Source organism: Pseudarthrobacter sp. W1I19, assembly GCF_030817835.1.
Lineage (GTDB): Bacteria > Actinomycetota > Actinomycetes > Actinomycetales > Micrococcaceae > Arthrobacter.
Genome location: NZ_JAUSZR010000001.1, coordinates 3,502,451 through 3,527,155 on the forward strand (window position 1 = coordinate 3,502,451; position 24,705 = coordinate 3,527,155).

22 protein-coding genes are annotated in these 24,705 nt (G+C 63.9%); 7 read left to right on the forward strand and 15 right to left on the reverse strand.

Annotated features, from left to right (window positions below; all coding sequences use genetic code 11):
• Positions 1 to 103: 103 nt before the first annotated feature.
• Positions 104 to 400 (forward strand): hypothetical protein, encoded by a 297-nt coding sequence (locus QF038_RS16160; RefSeq protein ID WP_307613503.1) that lies wholly within the window; start codon positions 104 to 106, stop codon positions 398 to 400.
• Positions 401 to 632: 232 nt separating this feature from the next.
• Here the strand turns inward: QF038_RS16160 and QF038_RS16165 are convergent, their stop codons facing one another.
• Positions 633 to 1,703: an alkene reductase gene (locus QF038_RS16165; RefSeq protein WP_307611258.1), complete on the reverse strand. Its 1,071-nt coding sequence runs from the start codon at positions 1,701 to 1,703 to the stop codon at positions 633 to 635.
• A 140-nt stretch (positions 1,704 to 1,843) separates the two neighbouring features.
• Positions 1,844 to 2,608 (reverse strand): hypothetical protein, encoded by a 765-nt coding sequence (locus QF038_RS16170; protein WP_307611259.1) that lies wholly within the window; start codon positions 2,606 to 2,608, stop codon positions 1,844 to 1,846.
• Here QF038_RS16170 and QF038_RS16175 point away from each other — a divergent pair, their 5' ends adjacent.
• On the forward strand, positions 2,609 to 2,731 hold the full coding sequence (locus QF038_RS16175; RefSeq protein WP_307611260.1) for a hypothetical protein: 123 nt from the start codon (positions 2,609 to 2,611) through the stop codon (positions 2,729 to 2,731).
• Between the two features lie 41 nt (positions 2,732 to 2,772).
• Here the strand turns inward: QF038_RS16175 and QF038_RS16180 are convergent, their stop codons facing one another.
• Positions 2,773 to 3,429, reverse strand: coding sequence for a DUF6318 family protein (locus tag QF038_RS16180; RefSeq protein ID WP_307611261.1), 657 nt, complete (start codon positions 3,427 to 3,429; stop codon positions 2,773 to 2,775).
• A 195-nt stretch (positions 3,430 to 3,624) separates the two neighbouring features.
• A complete protein-coding gene (locus QF038_RS16185; protein WP_307611264.1) occupies positions 3,625 to 5,340 on the reverse strand; it encodes a cytosine permease in 1,716 nt (571 codons plus the stop codon).
• Between the two features lie 175 nt (positions 5,341 to 5,515).
• On the opposite strand from QF038_RS16185, the gene QF038_RS16190 reads away from it, so the two are divergent.
• The 3 genes from QF038_RS16190 to QF038_RS16200 all read left to right on the forward strand — a co-directional run bounded on the left by QF038_RS16190 (position 5,516) and on the right by QF038_RS16200 (position 7,141).
• Entirely contained in the window at positions 5,516 to 5,944 is a 429-nt protein-coding gene (locus QF038_RS16190) for a pyridoxamine 5'-phosphate oxidase family protein (RefSeq protein ID WP_307611266.1), read from the forward strand.
• Between the two features lie 23 nt (positions 5,945 to 5,967).
• Entirely contained in the window at positions 5,968 to 6,432 is a 465-nt protein-coding gene (locus tag QF038_RS16195; RefSeq protein WP_307611268.1) for a very short patch repair endonuclease, read from the forward strand.
• A gap of 298 nt (positions 6,433 to 6,730) precedes the next feature.
• Entirely contained in the window at positions 6,731 to 7,141 is a 411-nt protein-coding gene (locus QF038_RS16200) for an Hpt domain-containing protein (protein WP_307611270.1), read from the forward strand.
• On the opposite strand, the gene QF038_RS16205 is transcribed toward QF038_RS16200, so the two are convergent.
• Positions 7,114 to 7,881 carry a response regulator transcription factor gene (locus tag QF038_RS16205; RefSeq protein ID WP_307611273.1) on the reverse strand — a complete coding sequence of 256 codons (768 nt, stop codon included), beginning with the start codon at positions 7,879 to 7,881 and terminating at the stop codon, positions 7,114 to 7,116. The two genes, QF038_RS16200 and QF038_RS16205, sit on opposite strands and share 28 nt — an antisense overlap.
• Positions 7,882 to 7,975: 94 nt before the next feature.
• Between QF038_RS16205 and QF038_RS16210 the strand changes: the two genes are divergently transcribed.
• Positions 7,976 to 9,631, forward strand: coding sequence for a cell wall metabolism sensor histidine kinase WalK (locus tag QF038_RS16210; protein ID WP_307611275.1), 1,656 nt, complete (start codon positions 7,976 to 7,978; stop codon positions 9,629 to 9,631).
• Between the two features lie 45 nt (positions 9,632 to 9,676).
• Here the strand turns inward: QF038_RS16210 and QF038_RS16215 are convergent, their stop codons facing one another.
• The 10 genes from QF038_RS16215 to speB all read right to left on the reverse strand — a co-directional run bounded on the left by QF038_RS16215 (position 9,677) and on the right by speB (position 23,567).
• The gene (locus QF038_RS16215; protein WP_307611277.1) at positions 9,677 to 10,921 is read right to left on the reverse strand and encodes a restriction endonuclease; all 1,245 of its coding nucleotides are present in this window, start codon (positions 10,919 to 10,921) and stop codon (positions 9,677 to 9,679) included.
• On the reverse strand, positions 10,908 to 13,139 hold the full coding sequence (locus tag QF038_RS16220) for an McrB family protein (RefSeq protein WP_307611279.1): 2,232 nt from the start codon (positions 13,137 to 13,139) through the stop codon (positions 10,908 to 10,910). Before QF038_RS16220 ends, QF038_RS16215 begins: the two co-directional genes overlap by 14 nt.
• A gap of 69 nt (positions 13,140 to 13,208) precedes the next feature.
• The gene (locus QF038_RS16225) at positions 13,209 to 13,466 is read right to left on the reverse strand and encodes a hypothetical protein (protein WP_307611281.1); all 258 of its coding nucleotides are present in this window, start codon (positions 13,464 to 13,466) and stop codon (positions 13,209 to 13,211) included.
• Positions 13,467 to 13,561: 95 nt separating this feature from the next.
• On the reverse strand, positions 13,562 to 13,978 hold the full coding sequence (locus tag QF038_RS16230; RefSeq protein ID WP_307613504.1) for a thioesterase family protein: 417 nt from the start codon (positions 13,976 to 13,978) through the stop codon (positions 13,562 to 13,564).
• An 83-nt stretch (positions 13,979 to 14,061) separates the two neighbouring features.
• Positions 14,062 to 16,134 (reverse strand): ABC transporter ATP-binding protein, encoded by a 2,073-nt coding sequence (locus QF038_RS16235; protein ID WP_307611283.1) that lies wholly within the window; start codon positions 16,132 to 16,134, stop codon positions 14,062 to 14,064.
• Positions 16,131 to 17,864: an ABC transporter ATP-binding protein gene (locus tag QF038_RS16240; protein ID WP_307611285.1), complete on the reverse strand. Its 1,734-nt coding sequence runs from the start codon at positions 17,862 to 17,864 to the stop codon at positions 16,131 to 16,133. The genes QF038_RS16235 and QF038_RS16240 overlap by 4 nt, the downstream gene beginning before the upstream one ends.
• A 145-nt stretch (positions 17,865 to 18,009) precedes the next feature.
• Positions 18,010 to 20,133 (reverse strand): MDR family MFS transporter, encoded by a 2,124-nt coding sequence (locus QF038_RS16245; RefSeq protein ID WP_307611287.1) that lies wholly within the window; start codon positions 20,131 to 20,133, stop codon positions 18,010 to 18,012.
• Entirely contained in the window at positions 20,126 to 20,623 is a 498-nt protein-coding gene (locus tag QF038_RS16250) for a MarR family winged helix-turn-helix transcriptional regulator (protein WP_307611289.1), read from the reverse strand. Before QF038_RS16250 ends, QF038_RS16245 begins: the two co-directional genes overlap by 8 nt.
• A 170-nt stretch (positions 20,624 to 20,793) precedes the next feature.
• Positions 20,794 to 22,497, reverse strand: coding sequence for a thiamine pyrophosphate-binding protein (locus QF038_RS16255; RefSeq protein WP_307611291.1), 1,704 nt, complete (start codon positions 22,495 to 22,497; stop codon positions 20,794 to 20,796).
• Between the two features lie 5 nt (positions 22,498 to 22,502).
• On the reverse strand, positions 22,503 to 23,567 hold the full coding sequence (gene speB, locus QF038_RS16260) for an agmatinase (protein WP_307611293.1): 1,065 nt from the start codon (positions 23,565 to 23,567) through the stop codon (positions 22,503 to 22,505).
• Between the two features lie 288 nt (positions 23,568 to 23,855).
• On the opposite strand from speB, the gene QF038_RS16265 reads away from it, so the two are divergent.
• Positions 23,856 to 24,683 carry a type IV toxin-antitoxin system AbiEi family antitoxin domain-containing protein gene (locus QF038_RS16265; RefSeq protein WP_307611295.1) on the forward strand — a complete coding sequence of 276 codons (828 nt, stop codon included), beginning with the start codon at positions 23,856 to 23,858 and terminating at the stop codon, positions 24,681 to 24,683.
• Positions 24,684 to 24,705: the final 22 nt, after the last annotated feature.

A 24,705-nucleotide genomic window follows, 5' to 3' on the forward strand; every position in this document is an offset into this window, starting at 1 on the left:
CATACGGTGCGAGCCCTCCGGTAAGGGTATTCCGCTGCCGCCCGCAAAGTGCTGTAGTTGAAATGCCGTCTCAGGCAACCCAACGCTCGAGGAAGAGGGCATGATGCGGGAGCTGCTTATTGTGTTTCAGGAGGGGTTCGAGGAGGCAAACATCACCGTGACGGTGAACGGCAAGCAGGCGCGGCGCGACTTGGATGTGTCCACCAATCCGATCCTCGGCATTGCGAACGAGGTGTCAATTGAGTTGCCGGCGAAGGGTGCGCATGTGGGGGTTGAGGTGACAAACCGCGGCCTTAAGGCGATCACGAAGGTCAGCGGAAAACCCAAAAGCGTCCTCGTTAATATTCAGGACGGGAAGCTTGTTATGACGGAGGGAACCGGCCGGGAGGCGGTCTTATAGCCCCCTGATGCCGTGGCCAAACCGGCCTCTGGTAAAAGTCCATTTGCTGGAGTAGCATCTGATCACCGCCGGCTTCCCCGAGGAGCCCGGCGGGCCAACTTCACTAGCCAAGGGCCGTCGGATGGCTTTTTGGCGCCTGCTGCCGGGACAGCACACCGAGCAGCAAACGACGGCGGCACCCAAGCCGGGTGCCGCCGTCGTCTCTGTCAGCGGGTTGCTTTGGAAAGCGCGTTTAGCCCGCGTACGCCGGGTAATCCGTGTAGCCCTCAGCGCCGTCCGCGTAGAAGGTGGACGGGTCCGGCTCGTTCAGCGGCAGGCTCTCGTTCCAGCGGCGGGCCAGGTCCGGGTTGGCGATGGCGGGACGGCCCACCACCACGGCATCGGCGTGACCGTCGGTCACCAGGGCTACGGCTTCCTCGCGGGTGGTCACGACACCAAAGCCGGTGTTGACCAGGAACGTTCCGCCGAACCGGGCACGGAGATCCTGGACCAGATCGCCGGAGGGTTCGTGGTGCAGGATGCTCAGGTAGGCGAGGTTCAGCGGGGCGATACTGTCCACCAGCACCTCGTAGGTGGCACGGACATCTGCTGCGTCCACTTCGGCAATACCCTGAACATTGTGCTCGGGCGAGATGCGGATGCCAACCCGGCTGGCTCCGATGGCTGCCACAACAGCGTTGACCGTCTCGATGACGAACCGTGCCCGGTTTTCGGGGGAACCGCCATAGCTGTCATTTCGGACGTTGGAGTTCGGTGCCAGGAACTCGTGGAGGAGGTAGCCGTTGGCCGAGTGCAGCTCCACGCCGTCGAAGCCCGCTTCGATGGCGTTCAGCGAGGCGTCGACGATTTCCTGCATGATCAGCGGCAGTTCGTCGGTGGTCAGCGCATGCGGCGCCGGATACGGCCGCTTGCCCGCCGGGGTGCGGACTTCACCCTCGATGGCAACGGCGCTCGGGGCCACGATGGTGTGGCCGCCCGTAATGTCGGGGTGCGAAACCCTGCCGCCGTGCATAATCTGGGCGAACATGCGTCCACCCTGGGCGTGGACGGCGTCGGTGACTGTTTTCCAGCCGGCTATCTGCTCTTCGGTAACAATGCCAGGCTGGCCGGGGTAGGACCGGCCGGCGGGGCTGGGGTAAGTACCTTCGCTGACGATCAGGCCCAGGGATGCGCGCTGGCGGTAATGCTCAGCGAGGAGGGGCCCGGGAATGCCATCTTCGCCGGCGCGCAGCCGGGTCAGGGGCGCCATCACCAGGCGGTTCGGGAGTTCAAGTTCGCCCAGGGCCAGAGGGGAAAACAGCATGCGCGGTTCCTTTCGGGGTTGCCAACGTTCTGTTAGGCCCAACTGGCAGGCGTATGCAACTATTCCGGATGCGGCGGGAATCACACAGCGTCGGCGGCGGACTGGTGCGCGGGTGCCGGGGGTTCGGCTGCATTCCGTCCCTACCGCGTGGCACCAACTCCGGGGCAGCCCTGGCCCTGGGGGTTGGCGTTACAGTCATCGGCGTAGTTCCGGGTCAGGGACCGCCAGACGCTGATGGTTTGCGGCGGTGCATTGAATTGCCCTTGGCCCGGGATGGGCAGCGGAGGGCCGGCGTTGACCGAGTATGTTCCCTGGAAGGACGTGGTCAGCACAACCTGGAAGTCGCCGGTTGCGCCGTAGGCATGGCTTGTCCTGGTCTTTTCGCCCCACCGGTCCTGCGGCAACGGGCCTCCCATGGAGGGTTGAGGTCCGAAGACGGTGCCGTCGCCGTAGTTCCAGGTGTACTGGACGGGAGTTGCGACAACGTGCACTGCCTGCCCGAACATGCTGATGTCGAACTGCTGCTCTGTTGCTTCTGCGTAGAAGTTGGTCTCGGCTCCTCGAAGTGTGTGCGGACTGGGCTGCGCCACCACCGTTCCGGCGTTGACGGGAAGGTTCTGGAACTCCCGCTGGATGTCGGCGGCAATGCGGGGCAGCAGGTCCTCCGGCTTGGCGTCAAAGAGGCAGGTAGGTCCCGAGTGGATGGCCCACACGGCTCCAGGAACACCACGCGGCCTTGAGTGCCAGATGACAGGAATCCCGTCTTCACCATCAGGACCGTCTTTGCACTCCAACTGCCGGCCCAGGCAGGGAGTGTCAAAGTCTCCCCCGCCGAGATGGCACTGAAGTTCGTACTTGTACTCGTTGGGGTCGGTGTTTACTGCTCCGGGTGCGGGCGGGGACATGTGACCGATCACTGGATCCATCGTCCAGCTATCGACATCGATTCCTACTTCACCGAAGTCAGCTTCAAGACCGTCGTCAGCAAGAGCGAGAACGGCTGGCGCGACGTTAAGAACGAACAATAGCACCAGTAACGTGACGATACGTCGCCGCACTGACCCAGTCATCACCGGATTGGGTGCAGGTCGTTGACGCGCCAAGCGCCGTTTACAAAATTGGCGAGTAATACGTTGCCCGTGTTCGAGCCGTCACTTGCGGTTCTGAACTCCTTACCACCGGTCTCGTAGTAGATAACTGGACTTTGCAGGACCTGCAAAATGACCTGAAAGTTTCCGTCGCTGGATCTCTCAAACGATGTGGTGCTGGCAGGAGTTGTGATCTTTCCGCCAGCGAGCCAACGATCCCCTTGATAGTTCGTCGTTAGAGAAGCCGTTAGTTTCGAGCAGTAGACGCAGTTCGGGGAAGTCACCGCGTCGAATCCCGCAATGTCTCCGGTTTGATACGCGTAATTGAGCTGCTCGAACCAATACTTCGCAAACGCCTCGAGCCCCTCCTTCGTCTCCGTCTTTGCCACCTCAGGCAGCACTGGGACGGGAACGTTTTGGGCCGGGCCGGAGGCATCCGCGGGTTTGTAGACCGCGCTCGGGGTCGGCGTAGGAGTGGGCGTGGCGCTGGGCGAACTGGGTTCCGACGCGCTGGAGGATGGGCCAGGATCTGCAGGGGCTCCGCCCGAGCAACCGGCCAGCACGAGCGAGCCAAGAAGAATGAAGGCAATTGCGCCAGAGCGCATTCCACCGGACGTACAGCTGTTGTGCGATGTCATGGGCCGCTATTCCCCCAGTAGTTTTAGACGGCATTCTCCGGACAGTGACTTAAGGGTAGCCCACATCACATTTCAACGATAAGAGTTATCCACAGGCACTTCACCCTCGTTCTACCACTGCCGGAAACCGGCGCAAAGTCACAAAGGAGGCCGGAGCAACAGATGCTCCGGCCTCCTCAACAACAGCTGCGGCAACTAGGGCTTCGGGGGCAGCACCAACTCCCCTGTCTTGTCCGTTGAAAGTGCCAGGGATGAAACGTACTGGGGGCCGCCGTCGGGCGCGTCCTGCGCGGACCGGACCATGTCCGGCCGCTCAAACTCAATCCCTGTCACGTGGCAAAGGAGCCTGGCGTCGCTGGGGTTGCCGTCAGCGTCGAACATGGGAAGGTCGATGCCGTCGTCGGTCCTCCGCAGGTAATACCGCCCCTTAATGAGAAGAGCCAGCACAGGCGGAAGAACCAGGGCCAGCCCCACCGCGAAGATCGGTGAGAAGGGCTGGATGGCCGGCCCAAAAGCCCCAAAGAATACGGCTATCGAAATACCCGCAGAAACCAGCATGGAAACGAAGCCCACAGGGTTTACCGCGTACAGCATTCCACGGCGGAACTCAGGCGTCTTGGGTGAGATCTTCAGCAAGTACTTATTGATGGCGATATCGGAGGCCACGGTAACAACCCAGGCCATGGCGCAGTTGGCATAGAAGCCAAGAATGGTGTTGAGGAAGTCGAACATGTTTGCCTCCATCAAAACGAGCGCGATGAGCAGATTGACCACTACGAAAACCATGCGGCCCGGGTACGTCTTGGTAATCCGGGTAAAGGAGTTTGTCCAGGCCAAGGACCCGGAATAGGCATTGGTGACATTGATCTTGATCTGCGAAATGACCACCAGCACCACCGCGAGTGTCATGGCCAGCCATGCCGGCATCATTTCACGATAAACACCCAGGAATTGGTGCACCGGCTCGTTGGCTGTGGCAGACGCGGCGGGATCCAACGAGGCAATCAGGTAAATGGCAATGAACAACCCCACGATCTGCTTCAAGGCCCCAAAAATCACCCAGCCCGGCCCTGCCAGGATCACCGCACGCCACCACGCGCCCTTGTTCGCGTCGGTGCGCGGCGGCATGAACCGCAGGTAGTCGATCTGTTCGGCGATCTGCGCCATCAGGGACAGGCATACACCCGCGGCGAGCATAACGGACGCCAGGTTCGGCCCGCCGTCGCCCGATTCTCCGGTGTACGCAAAAAAGCTGTTGATGCTCTCGGGGTGGGAAATCAACAGGTAAGCAACCGGCACCACCATCAGGAGCAACCACAGCGGGGTGGTCCACACCTGCAGCTTGGCCAGGGTGTTCATCCCATAAATCACCAGCGGAATGATGATGACGGTGGACGCCGCATACCCCAGCCACTGAGGAACGCCCAGCCCCACCTCCAACCCCTGCGCCATGATGGAGCCCTCCAACGCAAAGAAGATGAACGTGAAGGTAGCAAAAATAACGTTGGTGACCACGGACCCGTAGTAGCCAAAGCCTGAGCCCCGGGTGATCAGGTCCAGATCGATGTTGTACCGGGCTGCGTAGTAAGCCAGCGGGAAACCGGTGGCAAAGATGATCACGGCGGCCACCAGGATGCCAAAGATCGCGTTCACGGTTCCGTAGGCGATGCCAATGTTCGCGCCAATCGAGAAGTCGGCCAGGTAGGCGATGCCTCCCAACGCACTGGTGGCCACCACCCCCGCACTCCACTTCCGGTACGATCGCGGCGCAAACCGGAGCGTGTAATCCTCCAGGCTTTCCTTGGTGGCGTTCAGTGCAGCGGCATTACCCGTGGGAGAACTGCCGACGACGGCGGCAGGCGGTTGCGCCGCCGGCTCCAGTAATTTGGTGGTTTCCATGTCATTACTCATCTATGTGCGTCGCTTTCGTTGCAGGAATTTCCTGGGCTGACGCTATCCAGCGCGGACGACGGTCCCGTCACAGCCTTGTTTCCACACGGTTAATCCTTGACAGCGTCTGTCAATAAGAAGCCCTGCAACGGGTCTTCCCCTAGCGAATTTCTACCTAACGTAGAAGAATAGGCCCATGATGTTCGAACACGCAGATGGAAACCCTGTCCTGGAGCTCAATGACGAACAGTCCTGGCGCCTGCTGGAAGGCACAAGGCATGGACGCCTTGTTGTTGCCGTTGCCGGCGAACCGGACATTTTTCCCGTGAACTACGTCAGTTCCAAAGGCAAGCTGTACTTGAGGACTGCACCGGGCAACAAACTCGCCCAGCTGACCATCAATCCGGAAGTGCTCTTCGAGGCTGACGGGATCCTCTCGGACGAGGCATGGTCGGTGGTCCTTCGGGGGAAGGCGCGGGTGCTGAACACCTCAGCGGAACTGGCGGAAGTGGAGGGGTTAGGACTGAAATCGTGGGTGCCCACGCTCAAGGACTTCTATGTCGAGATCGACCCCACCTCCCTCAGCGGACGCCACTTCCAGCTTGGGGAGCAGCCGGAGCGCTGAATCCCGGCTTCTAGACTGGAAGCATGGCGGATAAGCTCACGCCGGAGCGGCGCAGCTGGAACATGGCCCGGATCCGGGGTAAACACACCAAGCCTGAACTGCTGGTGCGCCGGCTCCTGCACGCCAAGGGATACCGGTACCGCCTGCACGGGCGCGCCGGCGGAACCCGGCTGCCGGGCAATCCGGACCTGGTGTTCGCTGGCCGGCGGAAGGTCATCTTTGTCAACGGCTGCTTCTGGCACTTCCATGACTGCCGCGTCGGCCAGCATGCGCCCAAAGCGAATGCTGAGTTCTGGGCCGCGAAGCGGGAACGCACCAAGGAGCGCGATGCAAGCCAGCGCCGCTTGCTGGAGGACGCCGGCTGGGAGGTACTCACCCTGTGGGAGTGCGAGCTCAAGAACAGTTCAGCACTCGAATCCCAGCTGGTACGGTTCCTGGAATCCACCAGCCCAGCGCAACACCCAGACCTGCAGAAACGCCATTCTTGAGGTAATCTTTGGCCTTTGTCCGAGCCGATCTTGATGCGGTTCCAGAAAAATGGATGCATTGTCCCCGTAAGGGACTGCAAGCCATTCCACCTCGGCATGCGGCCGCGGCCGGCATTAATTGGCCGGCAATTCCCCGAGTTAAGTATTAGCGACAGAAACCCGCAGTCCCATCAAGAAACCCACAATTATCCCGCGAAACCATTATTAGCAAAAGGAACACCCCTAATCTGAAGAAGAAGAAATTCCGCCCATGAGCGGCCCGTTTCCCAAGTGGAAAACCCCAGCCGAGAGGACCGTAATGACGCCGTCTGGTGACGCCGGGAGGCCACTCGTGGACAAGTCAGTCCTGGACAGGCTGCGTGCGGAACTCGAGGAGGAAGAGGGTTACTGCAGGATCTTTGTGGGGAACTTCATCCACTATCTCCCGCACCGGATCGGACGGCTGCAGCAGGCCTTGACCACCGGCGACCTGGACGGGTCAGTGGACGCGGTCCTGAGCTTGAGGACATCAAGCCAGATGGTGGGGGCCGAACGGCTGGCTGGCCTGGCCATGGCCTTGGAAGGAGAAATCCGCACGGAAGCGTACAAGGCCGACGTCACCGTCGTACTGCCCAGGCTCGCGGCGTCCTTCCTGCGGCCCATCAACCAGTGCAGCCGGCAAACAATGGATCGGCTGCAGTCTCAGTGCTCGCTTGGAGCCAGCCGGTAGCCGACGCCGCGCACGGTCTGGAGCCATCGCGGCTTCTGCGGTGAATCACCCAGTTTCTTGCGCAGGTTGCCCATGTGGACCTCAACGGACCGCTCGTCGGCCTCGCTGATGTAGCCCCCGACGTCGTAATCCTCGTCCCGCAGCCGGCGCACCAGGTCTGCTTTGGTCCGGACAGTGCGGCCTGCTTCCAGCAGGGCGTGCAGGAGTTCGAACTCCGTGCGGGTCAGATTCATTTCCGTGCCGTCCACAGTCACCGTGCGGGATGCGTAGCTCAGCTCCAGCCCGTTGTGGCTGTAGTTCCCCCGGTCGGGATGCGCGGCGGCATCAGCCGAGCCCTCAACACCCGACGCTTCGGCCGATTCGGACCCCGAACGGGGGCGCCGCATCATGGCCGCGATGCGGGCGCGGAGCTCGCGGGGACGGAACGGCTTGGTGAGGTAGTCATCGGCGCCGGATTCGAGCCCGATCAGCGTGTCCAGCTCTTCCGTGCGGGCCGTCAGCATCACGATGTAGGCGTCCGAGAACTCACGGATTTGCCGTGACACTTCAAAGCCGTCGATGTCCGGCAGGCCAAGATCCAAGGTGATGACGTCCGGATTCAACGTCTTCGCAGTCAGGACGCCCTCGGCGCCGCTGCTGGCCACCGTTACGTCAAAGCCGGCCTGGGTCAGGACAGTACGGACCAGTTCGCGGATGTCGTGGTCATCCTCGATGACCAGTCCCACACGTGCATCACTCATAGCGCCCCCTCAGCAGCCGACGTCAGAAGTATAGCTGCCTGCGGATATCCTGCTGCTATGGCTCTGCACACCCCAGCCCGTAAGCTGCCGCGCAATGACTGACCCCATCGCATGGTCCACGGGGAGGCTGAGGTTTTTTCGGCGCCCTTTCCATGGGTACACGCTGACCGAGCGCGTGGCATTGAGCCAGATGCCGCTGTTCGTTACCACCTTGCTGACGGCGTTCCTCATCTGGGCCTTCTTCCCCTCCACCATGGGCAACCCCCTGTTTGTCACCTTCCTGGTATCACAAATCGCCATCATGGCCCTGTGCTACCTGGTGCCCTGGGGCCGGCTGCCGTACACGAGCTTCCTGGTCATTCCGCTGCTGGATTTCGTCTCCATTGCGCTGGGCCGGGAGGGCGGGCAGGAAAGCCTGACGGGCATCAGCCTGCTTGCCGTATTCCCGGTGATCTGGTTGTGCGCCTCCGGCTACTATCCCCGGGCAGCCTTGTGGCTGTCCTTCCTCGGGCCGCTGGCCATTATCTGGGTTCCCTTGATGATCAGGGGCCACGTCACCGGCCAGGACCTGGCACGGTCACTGCTCTTGCCAGTGATGATGCTCGGCATTGGCGTCTCTGTCAGTGTCCTGACGCTCAGCATGATGCGCCAGCAGCGCGAACTTGAGGAAAAGGACGCCCAGCTGCAGGACAACCTGCGGAGCAGCCAGCGCCAGGAATCATTGCTCAATACCGTCCTGGATACCGTCCACCTCGGCGTCCTCGCCGTGGACGCCGACGGGCATGACGTGCTGATGAACCGGAAGCAGCGGGGTAACCACGAGCTGGCCCGGCCCAAGGACATAGAGGATCCGAATGAGTCCCAGCTCCTGGTCTTCGGCCCGGACCGGAAAACCCTTGTTCCCTTCGAGGAGCGTCCGGTACGGCGGGCGGTGCTGGGCGAAACATTTACCGACTACCTGGTGTGGCTGGGTTCCGGGAACGAACAGCGCGCTTTTGTTACCACCGCGCGCGCCATGAAGGACAACGACGGTACATTCACCGGCTCCGTGATCGTGTTCAGCGACGTGACTGACCTCGTCAACGCGCTGACCGCCAAGGACGACTTCGTCTCCAGCGTCTCGCACGAATTCCGGACGCCTCTGACGTCCATCCTCGGATATGTGGAGATTCTCCTGGGTGACGAACCCGAGGAATCGCAGGTGGACATGCTGGAGATCATCCGCAGGAACTCGGAGCGCCTGCTGACGCTGGTGTCCGACCTGTTGTCCAGCCGCAACGGCCAGCTCATCGTGACGCCGCATGCCGTGGATGTAGCGGAATTGGTGCGCAGCAGTGTTTCCTCCGCCATGCCCAGGGCGGCCGCCTCAGGTGTGGTGCTCAGCGCCGAGACGCCGGACCGGCTCGAAGCGCACGTCGACGGGCCCCGGATCTCGCAGGTGCTGGACAATCTGGTCTCCAACGCCATCAAGTACTCCCCCGGGGGCGGCAACGTGCTGGTGACACTGGCCCAGGACGACGGCCACCTGGCCTGCCGGGTAACCGACACCGGCATGGGTATGACTCCGGAGGACGCGTCGGAAGTCTTCGCCAAGTTCTTCCGCACCAGCAACGTCCGCAGGACCGCCATTCCCGGGGTGGGCCTGGGCCTTCCCATCAGCAAGGCGATCGTGGAAGCGCACGGCGGGACCATCGAAGTGGAAAGCGCACTCGGCGAAGGAACCACGTTCACGTTCCGCCTTCCCGTCTAGCCACATCCGGTGGTTGAGCCTGTCGAAACCAGGATTTCGGCAAGCTCAATCACCGGTGGTTGCGCGCGCCTGGCGGACAACCTCGCCCCAGGACTGCCGGGCGAGTCCCCGGACGGCGGCGAGGATTTCCGACGGCGGCCGGGACAGGTCGAGCGGGAACTCCACGATATCGATGTCCGTATTAAGGATGCGCCGCAGTTTGACCTCCCCCGCGCCGGCGTAAACCAGCCAGGCCGTGGGCACCGCCAGCGCGGTGCAGTGCGCCAGCGTCTGATAGTGGTCAGCGGTCAGGGAGGCTCCGAGGTCAGAGGCAGCTTTGTACTTGGTGTTGTATGCCACCACAGGCCGCCCGCCCAGCAGGTGCACGGCGTCCGGCTGCACGGACAACCGGTCCGCGTCCCGCACAGCCTCGCTCAGAAGCGCGTTGTACTGGAGCCGGAGCTCCCCCGGGTACGCCGCCATCGCCTCCCGCAGCGCCTTGCCCACAAAGTCCTCAAACACCTGCGCCATGTCCACTACGAACGAGGCGGTCTGCTGCTTGCCGTCGCCGGCTTCTGCGGAGGCGTTCCGCAGGATGAGCTCCGCCAGGCGGAGGACGGCGTGGTAGCGGACATTCATCCGGGTGGCCGTCCACGACGGCAGCGGAGCGCCGGCCGGAAGGCGGGTGACGGCGTCGAGCTTTCCCTTGAGCTGGCGCAGCCGGCTCAGCACGTCGGGCCGGACCCGCGGCACCTGGCCCATCCGCTCCAGTGCCGCCCGCAGGATGCGGTTTTCTGCGATGTCCTCGCTGAACTCGTCGTAGGACACTTCCAGCGGCACCAGCATGCCGGGCCGCCGCGAGATCTGGTCCGAGATCCGGATCCGGCCCTTGACGGTGCGCAGTGATTCGTCCACGGTGCGGTAGCCCTGCAGCACACCGCGCCCCAGCGCCCGCTCGGCAAGCTGTGCCAGGGACTCCGCTAAGGCGCTCCACAGTTCCCGGTCCTCGACGGCGGCCACGGAGTCGGGACGGAAACCCTGTTCACCCGCGTAGCTGAGCAGGAACAGGAGCCGGCTGAGCCCCAGCCGGTCCTTGGGGCGGACATCCAGCTGCATGGTGGAGGTCCGCACGGAACCCACGTTGCCCACCGGCTCGATCCGGTAGAGGCCCATACCCATCGGCGATGCCTTGGCCAGGCCGCTGGAGTTCAGGAAGGAGGCGCTGGCCGGATCCAGCCGTTCCACAATGCCGCGGGACAATTCGTCCAGCACCAAGTGCCGGACGGAAGCACGTGGATCAGTGGCCTGCAAGGCGTTCCAGCAGCCGGTCAAGGCCGAAGCGCTCCTCGAGCTGCGCCCGGGTCAGCTGTCCGTGGTAGTGCTCCTCGAGCAGTGGCATCAGCTCGTACTTCCAGATCCGGCGCAATCCTGGGGGCGTCTGCGCTGCCGGCTTCATGAAGTACGAGGGGCCGATCATCAGGTCCCGGTCCCACTCATCGATGGCCGCGTTCAACGCATCCAGGAGCCGCGCCGGTGTGGTGTCCAGCTGGCGGGCCTCAAGGAACCGCAGGAGGGACCCCTTCACGGGTTCGGTCTGCGGGTGCAGCTCGATGAAGGCAAAGCGGCGTCGGATTGCGGCGTCCATCATGGCAATGGACCGGTCCGCGGTGTTCATGGTGCCGATGATGTAGAGGTTGTCCGGCAGCGTAAACGGCTCGTTGGGGCTGTACTGCAGGTAGATCCGGTCGTCGCGGTACTCCAGCAGGAAGTACAGCTCGCCGAACACCTTGGCGAGGTTGGCGCGGTTCATCTCGTCGATGATGAGGAAGTAGGGCTTTTTCTCGTTGCCGGGCTTCGCCGCTTCCTCCGCCAAACGGCGCAGCGGTCCGGCGACGAGCTTGAATGACACCTGGCCCTCGTCCGTTTTGTCCGGCCGGTAGCCTTCGAAGAAGTCCTCGTAAGCGTAGGACGGGTGGAACTGGACCAGCTTGACCCGCTCGTCCGTGGTGTCGTCCGCCAACTCTGCCGCGAGGTGCTTGGCCAGGTACGTCTTGCCGGTACCCGGCGGACCGTACAGGACCAGCTGCCGGTTCTCCTCCAGCAGCTCCGCGATCTCCTGCAGCGGCTCGAGTTCCATGTGCAGCGAATCAGCGAATTCACGGGTCAGCGGGCGGAAGCCCTCCTGCACGGGAGGGACGACGGCGGCCGCTTCACCATCGCCGTCGGGCTCGGTTTCCGCTTCGGCGGGCAGCAGGCCCTGCAGGGCCTGGACCACGCGCGTCACGTCAACGACGATGCCCGGGGTGGCCAGCTGGCGCTGGACGTGCCGGGGAAGGCTGGTGGTGGTGTGCCCTTCGTCGAACCAGCGCACCTTCCGGCGCAGCCGCCGGTTGTCCTCATTGTGTTCAGGCTCGCCGAGCACCCCGCCCAGCCGCACCTTTCCGGCGTGCTGGTAAAGCACCAGGTCCCCGGGTTTCATCACGGTGAGGAAAGCGAAAACAGCTGTCTTGGTGTCCTCGCGTTCCACGTATCCCAGGTGCTTGTAGTCCTCGTCCACGGCGTGCTGCACCACCCCTGCGGTGACGCCGGGGCCCAGCAGGCGGAGGTGTTCGACGTCAAGCGTCACCTTCTCCTCGCCCTGCCACGCTGTGAGGAGCTCGGTGTTGTCGCTGTGCGTGCGCAGCAGCCACGCGCGCCTGCCCGGATCCCCCACCTTCCGCCACTGGCTCACCAGCTGCCGCGCGTACCAGTCGATCCGCTGGCCCGCCTGCTCATCGAGGTGGAGGCGGATGCGGTGGATGTCCGCGGTAATGTCTTCCTCGGCGTCGCCCTTGGCACCGCCCACCAGCGAAGCGAAGGCGTCCCGGATCTCCTGGCGCTCCACGTCCGCCACCACAGGTTCAAAGTAGCCGGGCCAGGTGAGGAACTCGATGCTGCGGCGGATGGCTGGCTGGTCGCCGGGCGTCGCCGCCGCGAGCCGGTGGAACTCCAGCGGGTCCTGGAGTGCGGCGGCGATGTCCGCGGTGGGCAGCTGGTCCACGTGCCGCACAAACCGGCACAGCCATTTCAGGTGGTCCCAGATGGTCCAGTTGAACTCGGCAGTGCGGTCGCGGATCACGCCGTGGTCAGTGAGTCCCTGGTAGAGGTCCTCCGGCAGCTCCAGCGGAGGTTCCAGCCAGGAGGCGGCCTCGGCCACCCGCGCGCGCTTAACCTTCAGCGACTTCACCTCGTGCGCCAAGGGCAGCGACTGCAGAAACAGCAGTTCAACGGCCAGCTGCTTCGCTTCCCGGGATGCGCCCTCGAGGTTCTGCCGAAGGTTGGTCATCATGGGAGCTTTCGGGTCCGGGGTGCCCCGTTCCAGCCTGTCCAGCAGCTCCGCCGCGGCCTCCGACGTCCAGGTCATGGTGCGCCCGTCGAGGGCGGACGGCTTCCCGAGGAGCCCGGGGCCCAGGACGAACCACGCCGCATCCTCAATTTCCTTCGAGATACCAAGGGCACGGGTCATGGCAGTCGCGGAGGCGGGGGTCATGGATTCAAATTTACAGGGTGAAGCTGGACGGGCGCTCAGAGCGGTTTGGCACCCGTCCGGTTTCAGGGGCTACATCGCTGTTGTTGGCCGCTTCCGGCCGAAGGTGAAGTAGCCCACCGGGCCAATGAAATTGATGAATGATGCCGCCCGCCAGGCAGCCTTGGGTCCGTTGATCTGGGCCGCCGGGCGCTGGGAAATGTCCCGTTGCGCCGCAATGAGCAGGGACAGGTTGATGAGTCCCGCCAGAATGGTGCCGGCCTTCGCGGAGGGGGACATTTCCTTCCAGGTCTTCTTTTTCCTGGCGACTCGGGTCTTGTTGTTGGCCATGATGATCTACTCCTTGGTGGGGGTTACTAGTCTCTGACGGGGTGCTTTTCTGTGCAATCCATTCTGCAAGCGCCAGTGGAACCAGGGTCCGCGGGTCACGCCGTGAACGGAGCCATACGTTCCTTCTGTTCAGGCGTGAGGCGCTGCACCCGCCCCGTTGTCTCGTCCACAAACGCCAGGTGGCTGCTTGCCTTCACGCAGTCTTCGCGTGTGACGGGGTCCTGGAGCAGGTAGTGGATATCGAAACTGGCGCCCTTGACCGCGCCGATCCATACCTGCACCACGGCCGGAACGTTCCGGTACTCCAAGGTCCTGACATACCGGATCTTGTGGTCCACTACCAGGGCCATGGTGCCCTCGGGAACATCGTTGAACAGGGAGACGTGCGGTTCCACGCCCGGCAGTCCTGCTCCCCTGGGCGGTCCGAAGGCCGCGATCCGGGCTTCCTCCAGCATCCGCACGATCTGGACGTTATTGATGTGTCCGTAGGCGTCCATATCGCCCCAGCGCATGGGGACCAGCACTTCGATGCGGCTGGCCTCCTGCACCTCGTCCTCCCGCACGCTTTCATCCTGCACCGGGGCCTCCTGCGCGCTCAGCTGTGCACCGCCGTCGAGTCGTCCACCGGAGCTTCCCCGGCGTCCGTGCCCGCAAACTGCGACATGTAGAGCCGGTAGTAGGCGCCTTCGGCGGCAAGGAGGACCTTGTGGTTGCCCTGTTCCACGATCCTGCCGTTTTCCATCACCAGGATGGTGTCGGCGTCGCGGATGGTGGAGAGCCGGTGGGCGATCACAAAGCTGGTGCGGTCCGTCCGCAACGCAGCCATGGCCTTCTGCACCAGCAGTTCGGTGCGGGTGTCAACGGAGCTGGTGGCTTCGTCGAGGATCAGCAGTGACGGGTTGGCCACAAAGGCACGGGCGATGGTGATGAGCTGCTTTTCGCCGGCGCTGACGTTGTTGCCTTCCTCGTCGATCACGGTGTCGTAGCCCTCGGGCAGGGCACGGACGAAGCGGTCCACGAAGGTGGCTTTGGCTGCGGCCATGACCTGCTCTTCGGTGGCGTCGAGGTTGCCGTAGCGGATGTTGTCGTAAATGGAGCCGCCGAACAGCCAGGCGTCCTGCAGCACCATGCCCACCTTGGAGCGGAGTTCGGACCGGCTGAGGTGGGTGATGTCCACCCCGTCCAGGGTGATGGACCCGGAGTTGAGCTCGTAGAAGCGCATCACCAGGTTGACCAGGGTGGTCTTGCCGGCGCCGGTGGGCCCCACGATCGCCACGGTGTTTCCGGGTTCCGCTGTGAAGGACAGGTTCTCGATCAGTTTCTTGTCCTCGGTGTAGCTGAAGGTGACGTCCTTGAAGTCCACGTGCCCGTCCGTCTTGGCCGGCAGGTGCTCGGTGGCCGTCTCAACATCCTGTTCGTCTGCGTCGAGGAACTCGAAGACCCGCTCGGAGGACGCGACGCCGGACTGGAGCATGTTGGCCATGCCCGCCATCTGGCCCAGCGGCTGGGTGAACTCGCGCGAGTACTGGATGAACGCCGTCGCGTCTCCCAGTGACATGGAGCCCGAAGCGACGCGGAGCCCGCCCACCACGGCGATGCCCACGTAGCTGAGGTAGGACACGAACTGCATCACGGGGAAGATGATGCCGGAGACGAACTGGGCACCGAAGCTGGCCTTGTACAGTGCCTCGTTGCGTTCCTCGAACCGTTCCAGCATGTCGGCGTCCCGGCCGAAGACCTTTACGAGGTCGTGCCCGGAGAAGGATTCCTCGATCTGCCCGTTGAGGGAACCGGTGTTCTTCCACTGGGCGGCGAACAGTTTCTGGCTGCGCACGCCGATCATGCCGGCGGCCACGCCGGACAGCGGCAGGGCGACCAGTGCGATGAGCGCCAGCTGCCAGGAGACGATGAACATCATGACCACGATGCCGATGACCGTCAGGACAGAGTTGATCAACTGGGCGAATGCCTGTTGGAGCGCCTGCTGGATGTTGTCGACGTCGTTGGTCACCCGCGACAGGACGTCGCCGCGCTGGCGGGTGTCGAAGTAGTTCAGCGGCAGCCGGTTGAGTTTCTTCTCGGTGTCGTCGCGGAGCCGGCGGATCACCTTCATTACAATGCGGTTCAGCACATACCCCTGCAGCCACAGGAAGATGTTGGCCACGAAGTACATCAGCAGCACCACGGCGATGAGCGTGGTGAGCTTGTCGAAGTTGATGCCGGCGCCGGGCACCAGCTCCATCCGCGACACCATGTCCGCGAAGTTGTCCTGGCCCTGCTGGCGCAGGCCGTCCACGAACTGTTCCTTGGTAGCTCCGGCGGGAAGCTGTTTGCCCACCACCCCGGCGAAGATCACGTCCATGGCCTGGCCCAGGATCTTCGGGGCAATCACGTTCAGGACCACGGCGATGACCACCATGGCCACCACCACGTATATCCCCAGCGCCTCGGGCTTCAGCAGCCCCATCAGCCGCTTGGCAGAGGGCCAGAAGTGCTCGGCTTTTTTGGCCGGCATGCCGCCGAACATGTCGCCGTCAGCTTCGGAGGGTTTGTACTCCTCCTCGACGAATTCGTCGTCCTCCAGGACGTCCGCCGCTGGTCCGGCGTTGAGCTGCTCCTCGGCAGCCGTGTCTTTCACCCCGGTGGAGTCCTTCTTGCGGGCGCTCATGCCATTTCCTCCACGCTCAGCTGGGATTCAACAATTTCCTGGTAGGTGGGTGAGGTTTCCAGGAGTTCCTCGTGTGTTCCGCGGTCCACGATCCGGCCGTTGTCCAGCACCAGGATCTGGTCCGCCTCGGTGATCGTGGAAATCCGCTGGGCCACGATGATAACGGTGGCGTCGGCAGTGGTGTGCTTGAGCGCGGCCCGGAGCCGGGCGTCCGTGGCGACATCGAGGGCGGAGAAGGAGTCATCAAACAGGTAAACGCGGGGTTTGGTCACCAGGGCACGGGCAATGCAGAGGCGCTGCCGCTGCCCGCCGGAGACGTTGGTGCCGCCCTGGGAGATGCGGGAGTTCAGCCCGTTCTTTTTCTCCCGGACGAAGTCGGCGCCCTGCGCCACCTCGAGCGCGTCCCAGAGTTCATGGTCCGTGGCCTCGGTCTTGCCGAAGCGCAGGTTGTGCTCGATGGTCCCGGAAAAGAGGTACGGCCGCTGCGGGACGAGCGCCACGCGCCTGGTGATCTCGGCGCGGTCCAGGTTGTTGACGGGAACGCCGTCCAGCAGCACCTCGCCTTCAACGGTGTCGTACAGGCGCGGCAGGAGCGACAGCAGGGACGTCTTGCCGGCACCCGTGGAGCCGATGATCGCGATGGTCTGGCCCGGCCGGGCAGTAAAGCTGACGTTGCTCAGGACCGGCGCTTCGGCGCCGGGGTAGGCGAACGTGACATTGCGGTACTCGACCACGCCGGCGAGGGACGCGGGCGCCTCCGGCCGCTCAGGGTCATGGATGGAGGGTTCGACGTCGAGCACCTCGCCGATGCGGTCCGCGCAGACGGAGGCGCGCGGGATCATCATGGCCATAAAGGTGCCCATCATGACGGCTACCAGGATCTGGAGCAGGTATTGCAGGAACGCCGTCAGGGCGCCCACCTGCATGTCTCCGGAGTCCACGCGCTGCCCGCCAAACCAGAGCACTGCGGCGGTGGACAGATGCAGGATCATGCCGATGGCCGGGAACATCAGCACAAACAGGGAGCCGATCTTCAGTGAAACGTCGGTCAGTTCCTTGTTGGCCTCACCAAACCGCCCGGTTTCGTACGGCTCGCGGACGAATGCCCGCACCACGCGTATACCAATGATCTGCTCGCGCAGCACGGCGTTGATGCGGTCGATCTTTTTCTGCATGGACCGGAACAGCGGCATCAGCCGGACCACGAGGTACCCCACCACAACGGTCAGCAGGGGCACTGAAACCCAGACGAGCCAGGACAGGCTGATGTCCTCACGCAACGCCATGATGATGCCGCCGACGCACATGATGGGGGTGGCCACCATGAAGTTCAATCCCATCAGCACCAGCATCTGCACCTGCTGGACGTCGTTGGTGCCGCGCGTGATCAGCGTAGGCGCACCAAAGGCGTTGACGTCCTTGGCCGAGAAGCTGGTGACTTTGCGGAACACTGCGCGCCGCAGGTCCCGGCCGAGGGCCATCGCGGTCCTGGAGCCAAAGTAGACACCGGCAATCGCAGTGCCCACCTGGACGAACGCCACCAGCAGCATCACCGCACCCGTGCGCCAGATGAAGTCGGTATCCCCGCGGGACACGCCTTCGTCGATGATCCTGGCGTTCAGGCTGGGCAGGTAGAGGGCTGCGATGGTGGAAGCCAGCTGGAAGAAAATGACAGCCAGAATGTACGGCGCATACGGTTTTGAGTAGCGCCGGATGAGGGTGAGGAGCATGGTTCCAACTCTAGTGTTGACCACCGACAACACGCCGCCGGGGAAGCATATTTTCCGTGGAATTGATTAATTCGGATCCGGGCAGCACCAAAGCGCCGCCCGGCACCGGTTGACTCCGGTGCCGGGCAGCGGTTTTATGAGGTGCTCACTCTTCTGGTGCAGCGGCGCTGTGCCTGCCATGGCTGGCGATGTAAAGCGCGGCGGCAGCCTGCGACTTCCGTTCTTTAAGGAGCCTGCGCTTCAGCCGGCTGAGCTCGGCGGCCGTCGCTGCCTGCTGGGCGGCCACTTCCCGCTGGGAGCGCAACTGTTCCTGGATGTCCAGCACCAGCTTCCCCAGCTCCACCTGTTGCCGGGCCAGCAAATGCTGGGTGTCCTGCAGCTTCTGCACCGTCTCGGCAGTAGTTGCAGCGGCACCGGCTTTGAAGTCCTCCGCGTCATAGTTCAGGGCAAAGGCTTCCTCGAGGTCGTCAGCGGTGAGCACCGCAGAACTCGCAGCCGGCACTGCGGAGGTGCCGCCGTCGTACGCCTTGCTGCCGGCGCTGCCTGAATCAAGGCTGCCGGCGCTGGCACGCACAGCACCTGCATCACTGCCGGGCACAGCTCCCGCTGCCTGCGGCAACTGCCCGGTGATGGCGGTCATCCCGGCTTCTCCGTCAGCATTGGCCTGGATATTGGCTTCCGGAGTGATGTCCACGGTGCGGCGTAGTGGCTTTTCCTTGATGAACAGGACGGCAAGCAGGGCAACCACGCTGACCGCGGCGGAGATCATAAAGATCCCGGCAGTGGCGTCACCGTAGGCGGCGCGCATGACCTCAGCCACCGGGGCAGGCAGGTCCTTCAGGTCCAGGGTGGCTCCGCTGTTCCCCGAGGCCTGGATGCCCAGCTTGGTGAGGCCGTCCGTGGCAAGGTCCTTCACATGGTTGGCCATCACGGCACCCAGGACGGAGACGCCGATGGCGCCGCCGACGGAGCGGAAGAAGGCAACGGAGGCGCTGGCGGAACCGATGTCAGACGCCTTCACAGTGTTCTGCACGGCGAGGACCAGGTTCTGCATCAGCATGCCCAGGCCGACGCCGAAGATTGCCGTGTAGAGGCCGGTGAGCCAGAGCTCGGTGGTGTGGTCCATGGTCCCTGCGAGCGCCAGGCCGCCGATCAAGAAGACCGTACCGCCGATCAGGAAGCGCTTCCACTTGCCATAGCGGCTGATGAGCTGGCCGGACAGCACGGACCCGACCAGGTTGCCGGCGATCATGGGCAGCGTCAGCAGGCCGGCCTCGGTGGGTGTGGCGCCGCGGGCCACCTGGTAGTACTGCCCCAGGAAGGTGGAGGACCCGAACATGGCCACACCGACGGCCACGGATGCGACGATGGCCAGGGCCGTGGTGCGCTCGGAGATGATCTTCGGCGGGATGATCGGCTGGGAGACCTTGGATTCAACCAGCACCAGCAGCGCGAGCAGGAGGACGCCGCCGCCCACCATCGCTGCCGACTGCCAGGACCACCAGTCGTAGTAGTCGGCCTTGCCGGCGAAGGACACCCAGACCAGGAGCACGCTCACGCCGCTGGTCAGGAGGATGGCACCGAGCCAGTCGATCTTGGCAGGCCGCTTGACGTGTGGAACCTTCAGCGTCACCTGGAGCAGGATCAGGGCCACGACGGCGAGCGGGACGCAGACGAAGAAGGTCCAGCGCCAGCCCAGGGGGCTGTCCACGATGAAGCCGCCCAGCAGAGGGCCGCCGGCAGTGCCCACGGCCATCACCGCACCCATGTAGCCGGAGTACTTGCCGCGTTCGCGGGGCGGGATGATGGAGCCGATGATGGCCTGCGCCAGGGCCGTCAGGCCACCCATGGCTATGCCCTGGATCACGCGGGCGGTCAGCAGGAACGGGATGTTTTCGGAGAAGCCGGCCATTACGGAGCCGGCCACAAAGATCACGATGCTGAGTTGGACCAGGACCTTCTTGTCGAAGAGGTCCGCAAGCTTGCCCCAGATGGGTGTGGTGGCCGCGTTGGCCAGCAGGGCCGCGGTGATCACCCAGGCGAAGTCAGTCTGTGTGCCCTTGAGCTCGGACATGATGGTGGGCAGCGCGTTGGCCACGATGGTGCTGCTGAGGATCGCGGTGAAGAAGGCTGCCAGCAGGCCGGTGAGGGCCTCCATGATCTGCCGGTGGTTCATGGGGGCGCCGGGTTCGTGGCGTTTGGACTGCCGCGATTCCTGCTTCCCGGTCCGGGCGCGCTCGTGCTGCGCGGTGGCGGTGACGTTAGCCATTAAGTGACTCCTCCAAGGTTTTCTGTTCATTGGTGGCGCCGGCCGCCGTTGCCCGGGCTGATTTCTTCAGTGATTCGGTGAGCCTGCGGAGGGATTTCGCCGTGTCACCGGCGTCCTCCTCGCTCCAGTCGCGCAGGTAGTCCTGCAGGACCGCGGTGCGCTGCTCCTCGATATGCCGGAGCTTCTCGGCTCCCAACGGGGTGAGGGCAACCAGCTGGGCCCGGCCGTCGTCGGGATCCTGCCTGCGGGCCACCAGGCCATGCTCCTCAAGGTCCGCAATATGGCGGCTGAGGACGGGAGCGCTGACGCCGAGCCGCTCGGCCAGCCGGGTGGCCCGGGTTTCCCCCTCCCCCACAAACCGCAGCACCCCTTGCAGGGCCACGCCGGTATCCTGCCCGCGGACGTTCGCGGTGGAGATGCATCGCACCGCGCGCTGGAGATCGAAAATTTGGGAGACGAGGTCCGCTGCCGTATCCGGTGCTACTGCCACTGCTTCAGCACTCCTTACTTGTTTGCCTGAAGCAACTATATCTCAACTTGGTTGCTTTGGGAAACTAAACGAGCTTCGAGGGGAATGCTGAAGGTCCCGGCTCCACGTGGGAGCGGGACCTTCTCGGGGTTATTCAGTGAGCGCAGGGCTTGTTCAGCCCCGGTGATGCATCAGTCAGGCAGGTGCGTCGGGGCGAACATTTTCAGCAGCGTTTCCACCACGACGACGTTGGGCCCGTCCGCGGCAAATCCTGCCTTGAGCGCCTCCCCCACATCCTCGGGCGCCACTTTTGTCGCCGGCACGCCGAAGGCTTCGGCGAGTTTAACAAAGTCGGGGCGTGCGAGTTCGGTAGCGGTGGCCTTGCCAAAGGCTCCCACCATGTATTCGCGCAGGATGCCGTAGCCGCCGTCGTCCACGATGAGCCAGGTGACCGGCACGTTGTGCTGCTTGGCAGTGGCAAGTTCAGAGATGGAGTACATGGACGAGCCGTCGCCGGACACGGCAAGGACCCGGCCCGGCTTGCCAACTGTTTCCAGGCCCACCGCTCCGCCGATCGCCGCCGGAAAGCCGTAGCCCAGGCCGCCGGCACCCTGGGCTGAGTGGAACTGGCCCTCCTGGGCGTCCCAGCAGCTCCAGCCCCAGTACGCGGAGATAGTCATGTCCCAGAAGGTCTGCATGTCCGCCGGAACTGCTTCGCGGATGTCCGCCATGAACTTCAGTTCCTTGGCCAGGTCCTGTGATTCCAGGCGGGCACGGACCTTGGCCAGTGATTCCTGCACCAGGTCCTCGGGGGAAGTCCCGTGCCAGTTCGGCGTGGCGCGGCCAGCCTGCAGCGCCTCGTCCAGGGCAGCGAGGGCCTGGCCGGCGTCCGCGCGGATGCCCAGGCCTGGGCGGTTGGACTCCAGGACCCGGGGTTCGGCGTCGATCTGGATGATCCTGCCGCGCGGGGCAAAGGTGAAGTAGTTGGAGGTGACCTCGCCCAGGGACGAACCGATGACCACCAGGACGTCAGCGTCCTCCAGCACATTAGTCATGTGGCGGTCCTCGATCCACGCCTGCAGCGACAACTCGTGGTTCCAGGGGAAGGCGCCGTTGCCGCCGGGGGTGCAGATCACGGGGGCGCGGAGTTTCTCTGCGATGGAGAGCAGGGACTTCTCAGCCCGGCCGCGTCGGGTGCCGCCGCCGGCGATGATGGCAGGGCGCTCTGCCGCCTGCAGCCATTTAACCGCTTCGCGGACCAGCTCCACGCGCGGTGGGTTGTCCGCCGCTTCCGCCAGCGCGTCCTCCACCGGCGGCACCATGATGGGATCGAGCAGGACGTTCTGCGGAATCTCGATCCACACCGGCCCCTGGGGCGAGGAGATCGCTTCGGTCCAGGCGTCCTGGATGGCGGACGGGATGCCGGAGGCGTGCTGGATCAGCCGCTGGCTCCTTGTGACATTAGCCGCCGAGGCTTTCTGGTCATCCAGCTGATGCAGCATACCCTTGCGGCGGGCGCCAAGGCCTTCGAGCGGAATCTGGCTGGCCACCACCACCATTGGCACACCCGTGGCATAGGCTTCCTGCAGCCCGGCCAGGGATGTCAGCGCCCCCGGGCCGGTGGAGAGGAAGAGGACACCCACTTCGCCGGTGGCACGCGAGTAGCCATCCGCCGCAAAGGCGGAATTGTTCTCGACGCGGGAAGAAACAAACTGGAGGTTTCCGCGGCCTATCGCATCAAAGAGCCCCAAGGCGTGCTGCCCGGGAATGCCGAAGACGGTCTTCGCGCCCAGCGCCTCGAGGGTTTCGACGACGAGGTCCCCGCCGTTACGTTCCCCCGTGCGAGCGTTTTCCCCTGCGGTCGCAGCTGCCGTCACCGGATCGAAATCGATCATTCGGCTTACTCCTTGCCCGCGGCGGCGAAGCCTGCCGGTCGGCGGACCTCCTGGCCGAGGGCCTGGGCCGCGTAGCCCGTTTCGGCTCCGAACCGGTCGCCGGGTACCGCGCTGTCCGCCATCAGGGTCACCAGTTCATAGGCGACATGGCTGGCCGCGACGCCGGTGATTTCGGCGTGATCGTAAGCGGGGGCAACTTCGACGACGTCGGCGCCCACCAGGTTTATGCCGCGGAAGCCCCGGATGATTTCCAGCAGTTCCCGGCTGGTGATGCCGCCCGCTTCAGGGGTGCCGGTGCCCGGAGCGTGGGCCGGGTCCAGGACGTCGATGTCCACGGAGATGTACAGGGGGCGGTTGCCGATCCGCTCGCGGACCTTGGCCACGGTTTCCAGGACGCCCTGGTAGTAGACGTCCGCGGAGGTGACGATGCCGAACCCGAAGCGGTGGTCGTCGTCGAGATCCTTTTTGCCGTACAGCGGGCCGCGGGTGCCAATGTGGCTGATGGCCTCGGTGTCCAGGATGCCCTCCTCGACCGCGCGGCGGAACGGGGTGCCATGGGTGTACTCGGCACCGAAGTAGGTGTCCCAGGTGTCCAGGTGCGCGTCGAAGTGGAGCATGGCGATGGGCCCGCCGGCGCGCTCTGCGGCGGCCCGGAGCAGGGGCAGCGCGATGGTGTGGTCGCCGCCAAGGGTGACCAGCTTGCTGCCGGCGGCCGTGAGGTCCAGGGCATTCTGCTGGATGGTTTCGATGGCTTCGTTGATGTTGAACGGGTTGACGGCCATGTCCCCGGCGTCGGCCACCTGGACGTTTTCGAACGGGCTGACGTCCCACGCAGGGTTGTACGGGCGTAGCAGGCGGCTGGCTTCGCGGACATGGTTGGCGCCGAAGCGGGCGCCCGGGCGGTAGGAGACTCCGGAGTCGAAGGGTACGCCCACCACGGTGACGTCGGCTTTGGCCACCTGGTCAAGGCGCGGAAGGCGGGCGTAGGTAGCGGCCCCGGCGTAGCGGGGAATACGGGATGAATCGATGGGGCCAAGGTTGCCGTTGGCTTCGATGCGCAGCTCTTCCAATGGAGGCCTCTCCTTCAAGGAGTTGAGGGACTGATGTGACTGCCATCATACACCTCGGTTTTCTAATGCGCACCAAGTGTTTACCTTTCGCCATGGAGGCTTGTGCATTCCCGCCCGGTTACTGCGGCAAGAGCGCTTGGGCTATCCCGGAATCCAGCCACTTTCGCCGCGATCAATGCACCGCGCCACAAAGTAACCGGGGAGGAACGCAAACCTAGCCCCCGAATTCATCCACATACAACGGCCCACCGGTTCCCATACGACAGCCTCAAGCTTCAGATGGCAGGTATGGAAATTCTTGAGTACCTGAAGCGCGCTGGCGGAGTGGCCCGCTCAGGGCAACTTCTGGAGGCCGGATTCTCGCGCCGGGACCTGCTGCGGCTCAAGGAGTCCGGCGTAACCCAGCCCAGGCGCGGGATCTTTACCATGCCGGACTGCGACGAGGCCCTCCATGCTGCAGTCCGGCATAACGCCCGGCTCAGCTGCGCCAGCGCGGCGGCGCACTACGGACTCTGGCTCCGACAACCACCCGAACGGCCTCACTTGGCCTGCAACCATGGCCACGGCAACGGATTCATCCGGCACCGCACGGTCAGATTCCAAGGGCATCCGCTCATGCCGATCGCAGCGGTCGAAGATGTAGCCCTGCATGCACTCGGCTGCCTGGCACCTCCGGCATCCACGGCAATGGCCACCTCCGCGATCCGCCTGCATGGTGTGCCAAGGGACCTGCTGGCGGACCAACTGCGGGCAGACCGTTCTGGAACAGCGCGCCGGGCCCTGCGGGACATCGACCTGCGGGCGGAATCCATCGTGGAGGTCGATGCGCAGCACCTGTTCCGAACAAACGGTATTGCCTATCAGGCGCAGGTGTTTCTCCCAGGCATCGGCAGGGTGGATTTCCTCCTGGACGGCTTCCTCATTGTCGAGATCGACGGCTTCGCATTCCACTCACAAAGGGCGGACATGCTCCGCGACAGGGACCGGAATAACACGTCAACGGTCAAAGGTTTTGCCGTCCTGCGCTACATGCCCGAACACATCTGGTTCAGCCCTGACCGGGTGGCAGCAGAAATCAAGGCAGTTTTGGCAGCCCACATGCCGCCGATTCGCTAAAAGACCGTGCGGTCCAGCCCAG

What these genes read in the sequence shown, in the direction of transcription:
- QF038_RS16160 (WP_307613503.1), top strand. Translation starts at nt 104, where the DNA reads ATGCGGGAGCTGCTTATTGTGTTTCAGGAGGGGTTCGAGGAGGCAAAC.
- QF038_RS16165 (WP_307611258.1), bottom strand. Translation starts at nt 1,703, where the DNA reads ATGCTGTTTTCCCCTCTGGCCCTGGGCGAACTTGAACTCCCGAACCGC.
- QF038_RS16170 (WP_307611259.1), bottom strand. Translation starts at nt 2,608, where the DNA reads ATGTCCCCGCCCGCACCCGGAGCAGTAAACACCGACCCCAACGAGTAC.
- QF038_RS16180 (WP_307611261.1), bottom strand. Translation starts at nt 3,429, where the DNA reads ATGACATCGCACAACAGCTGTACGTCCGGTGGAATGCGCTCTGGCGCA.
- QF038_RS16185 (WP_307611264.1), bottom strand. Translation starts at nt 5,340, where the DNA reads ATGAGTAATGACATGGAAACCACCAAATTACTGGAGCCGGCGGCGCAA.
- QF038_RS16190 (WP_307611266.1), top strand. Translation starts at nt 5,516, where the DNA reads ATGATGTTCGAACACGCAGATGGAAACCCTGTCCTGGAGCTCAATGAC.
- QF038_RS16195 (WP_307611268.1), top strand. Translation starts at nt 5,968, where the DNA reads ATGGCGGATAAGCTCACGCCGGAGCGGCGCAGCTGGAACATGGCCCGG.
- QF038_RS16200 (WP_307611270.1), top strand. Translation starts at nt 6,731, where the DNA reads ATGACGCCGTCTGGTGACGCCGGGAGGCCACTCGTGGACAAGTCAGTC.
- QF038_RS16205 (WP_307611273.1), bottom strand. Translation starts at nt 7,881, where the DNA reads ATGAGTGATGCACGTGTGGGACTGGTCATCGAGGATGACCACGACATC.
- QF038_RS16210 (WP_307611275.1), top strand. Translation starts at nt 7,976, where the DNA reads ATGACTGACCCCATCGCATGGTCCACGGGGAGGCTGAGGTTTTTTCGG.
- QF038_RS16220 (WP_307611279.1), bottom strand. Translation starts at nt 13,139, where the DNA reads ATGACCCCCGCCTCCGCGACTGCCATGACCCGTGCCCTTGGTATCTCG.
- QF038_RS16225 (WP_307611281.1), bottom strand. Translation starts at nt 13,466, where the DNA reads ATGGCCAACAACAAGACCCGAGTCGCCAGGAAAAAGAAGACCTGGAAG.
- QF038_RS16230 (WP_307613504.1), bottom strand. Translation starts at nt 13,978, where the DNA reads ATGCGCTGGGGCGATATGGACGCCTACGGACACATCAATAACGTCCAG.
- QF038_RS16235 (WP_307611283.1), bottom strand. Translation starts at nt 16,134, where the DNA reads ATGAGCGCCCGCAAGAAGGACTCCACCGGGGTGAAAGACACGGCTGCC.
- QF038_RS16240 (WP_307611285.1), bottom strand. Translation starts at nt 17,864, where the DNA reads ATGCTCCTCACCCTCATCCGGCGCTACTCAAAACCGTATGCGCCGTAC.
- QF038_RS16245 (WP_307611287.1), bottom strand. Translation starts at nt 20,133, where the DNA reads ATGGCTAACGTCACCGCCACCGCGCAGCACGAGCGCGCCCGGACCGGG.
- QF038_RS16255 (WP_307611291.1), bottom strand. Translation starts at nt 22,497, where the DNA reads ATGATCGATTTCGATCCGGTGACGGCAGCTGCGACCGCAGGGGAAAAC.
- QF038_RS16265 (WP_307611295.1), top strand. Translation starts at nt 23,856, where the DNA reads ATGGAAATTCTTGAGTACCTGAAGCGCGCTGGCGGAGTGGCCCGCTCA.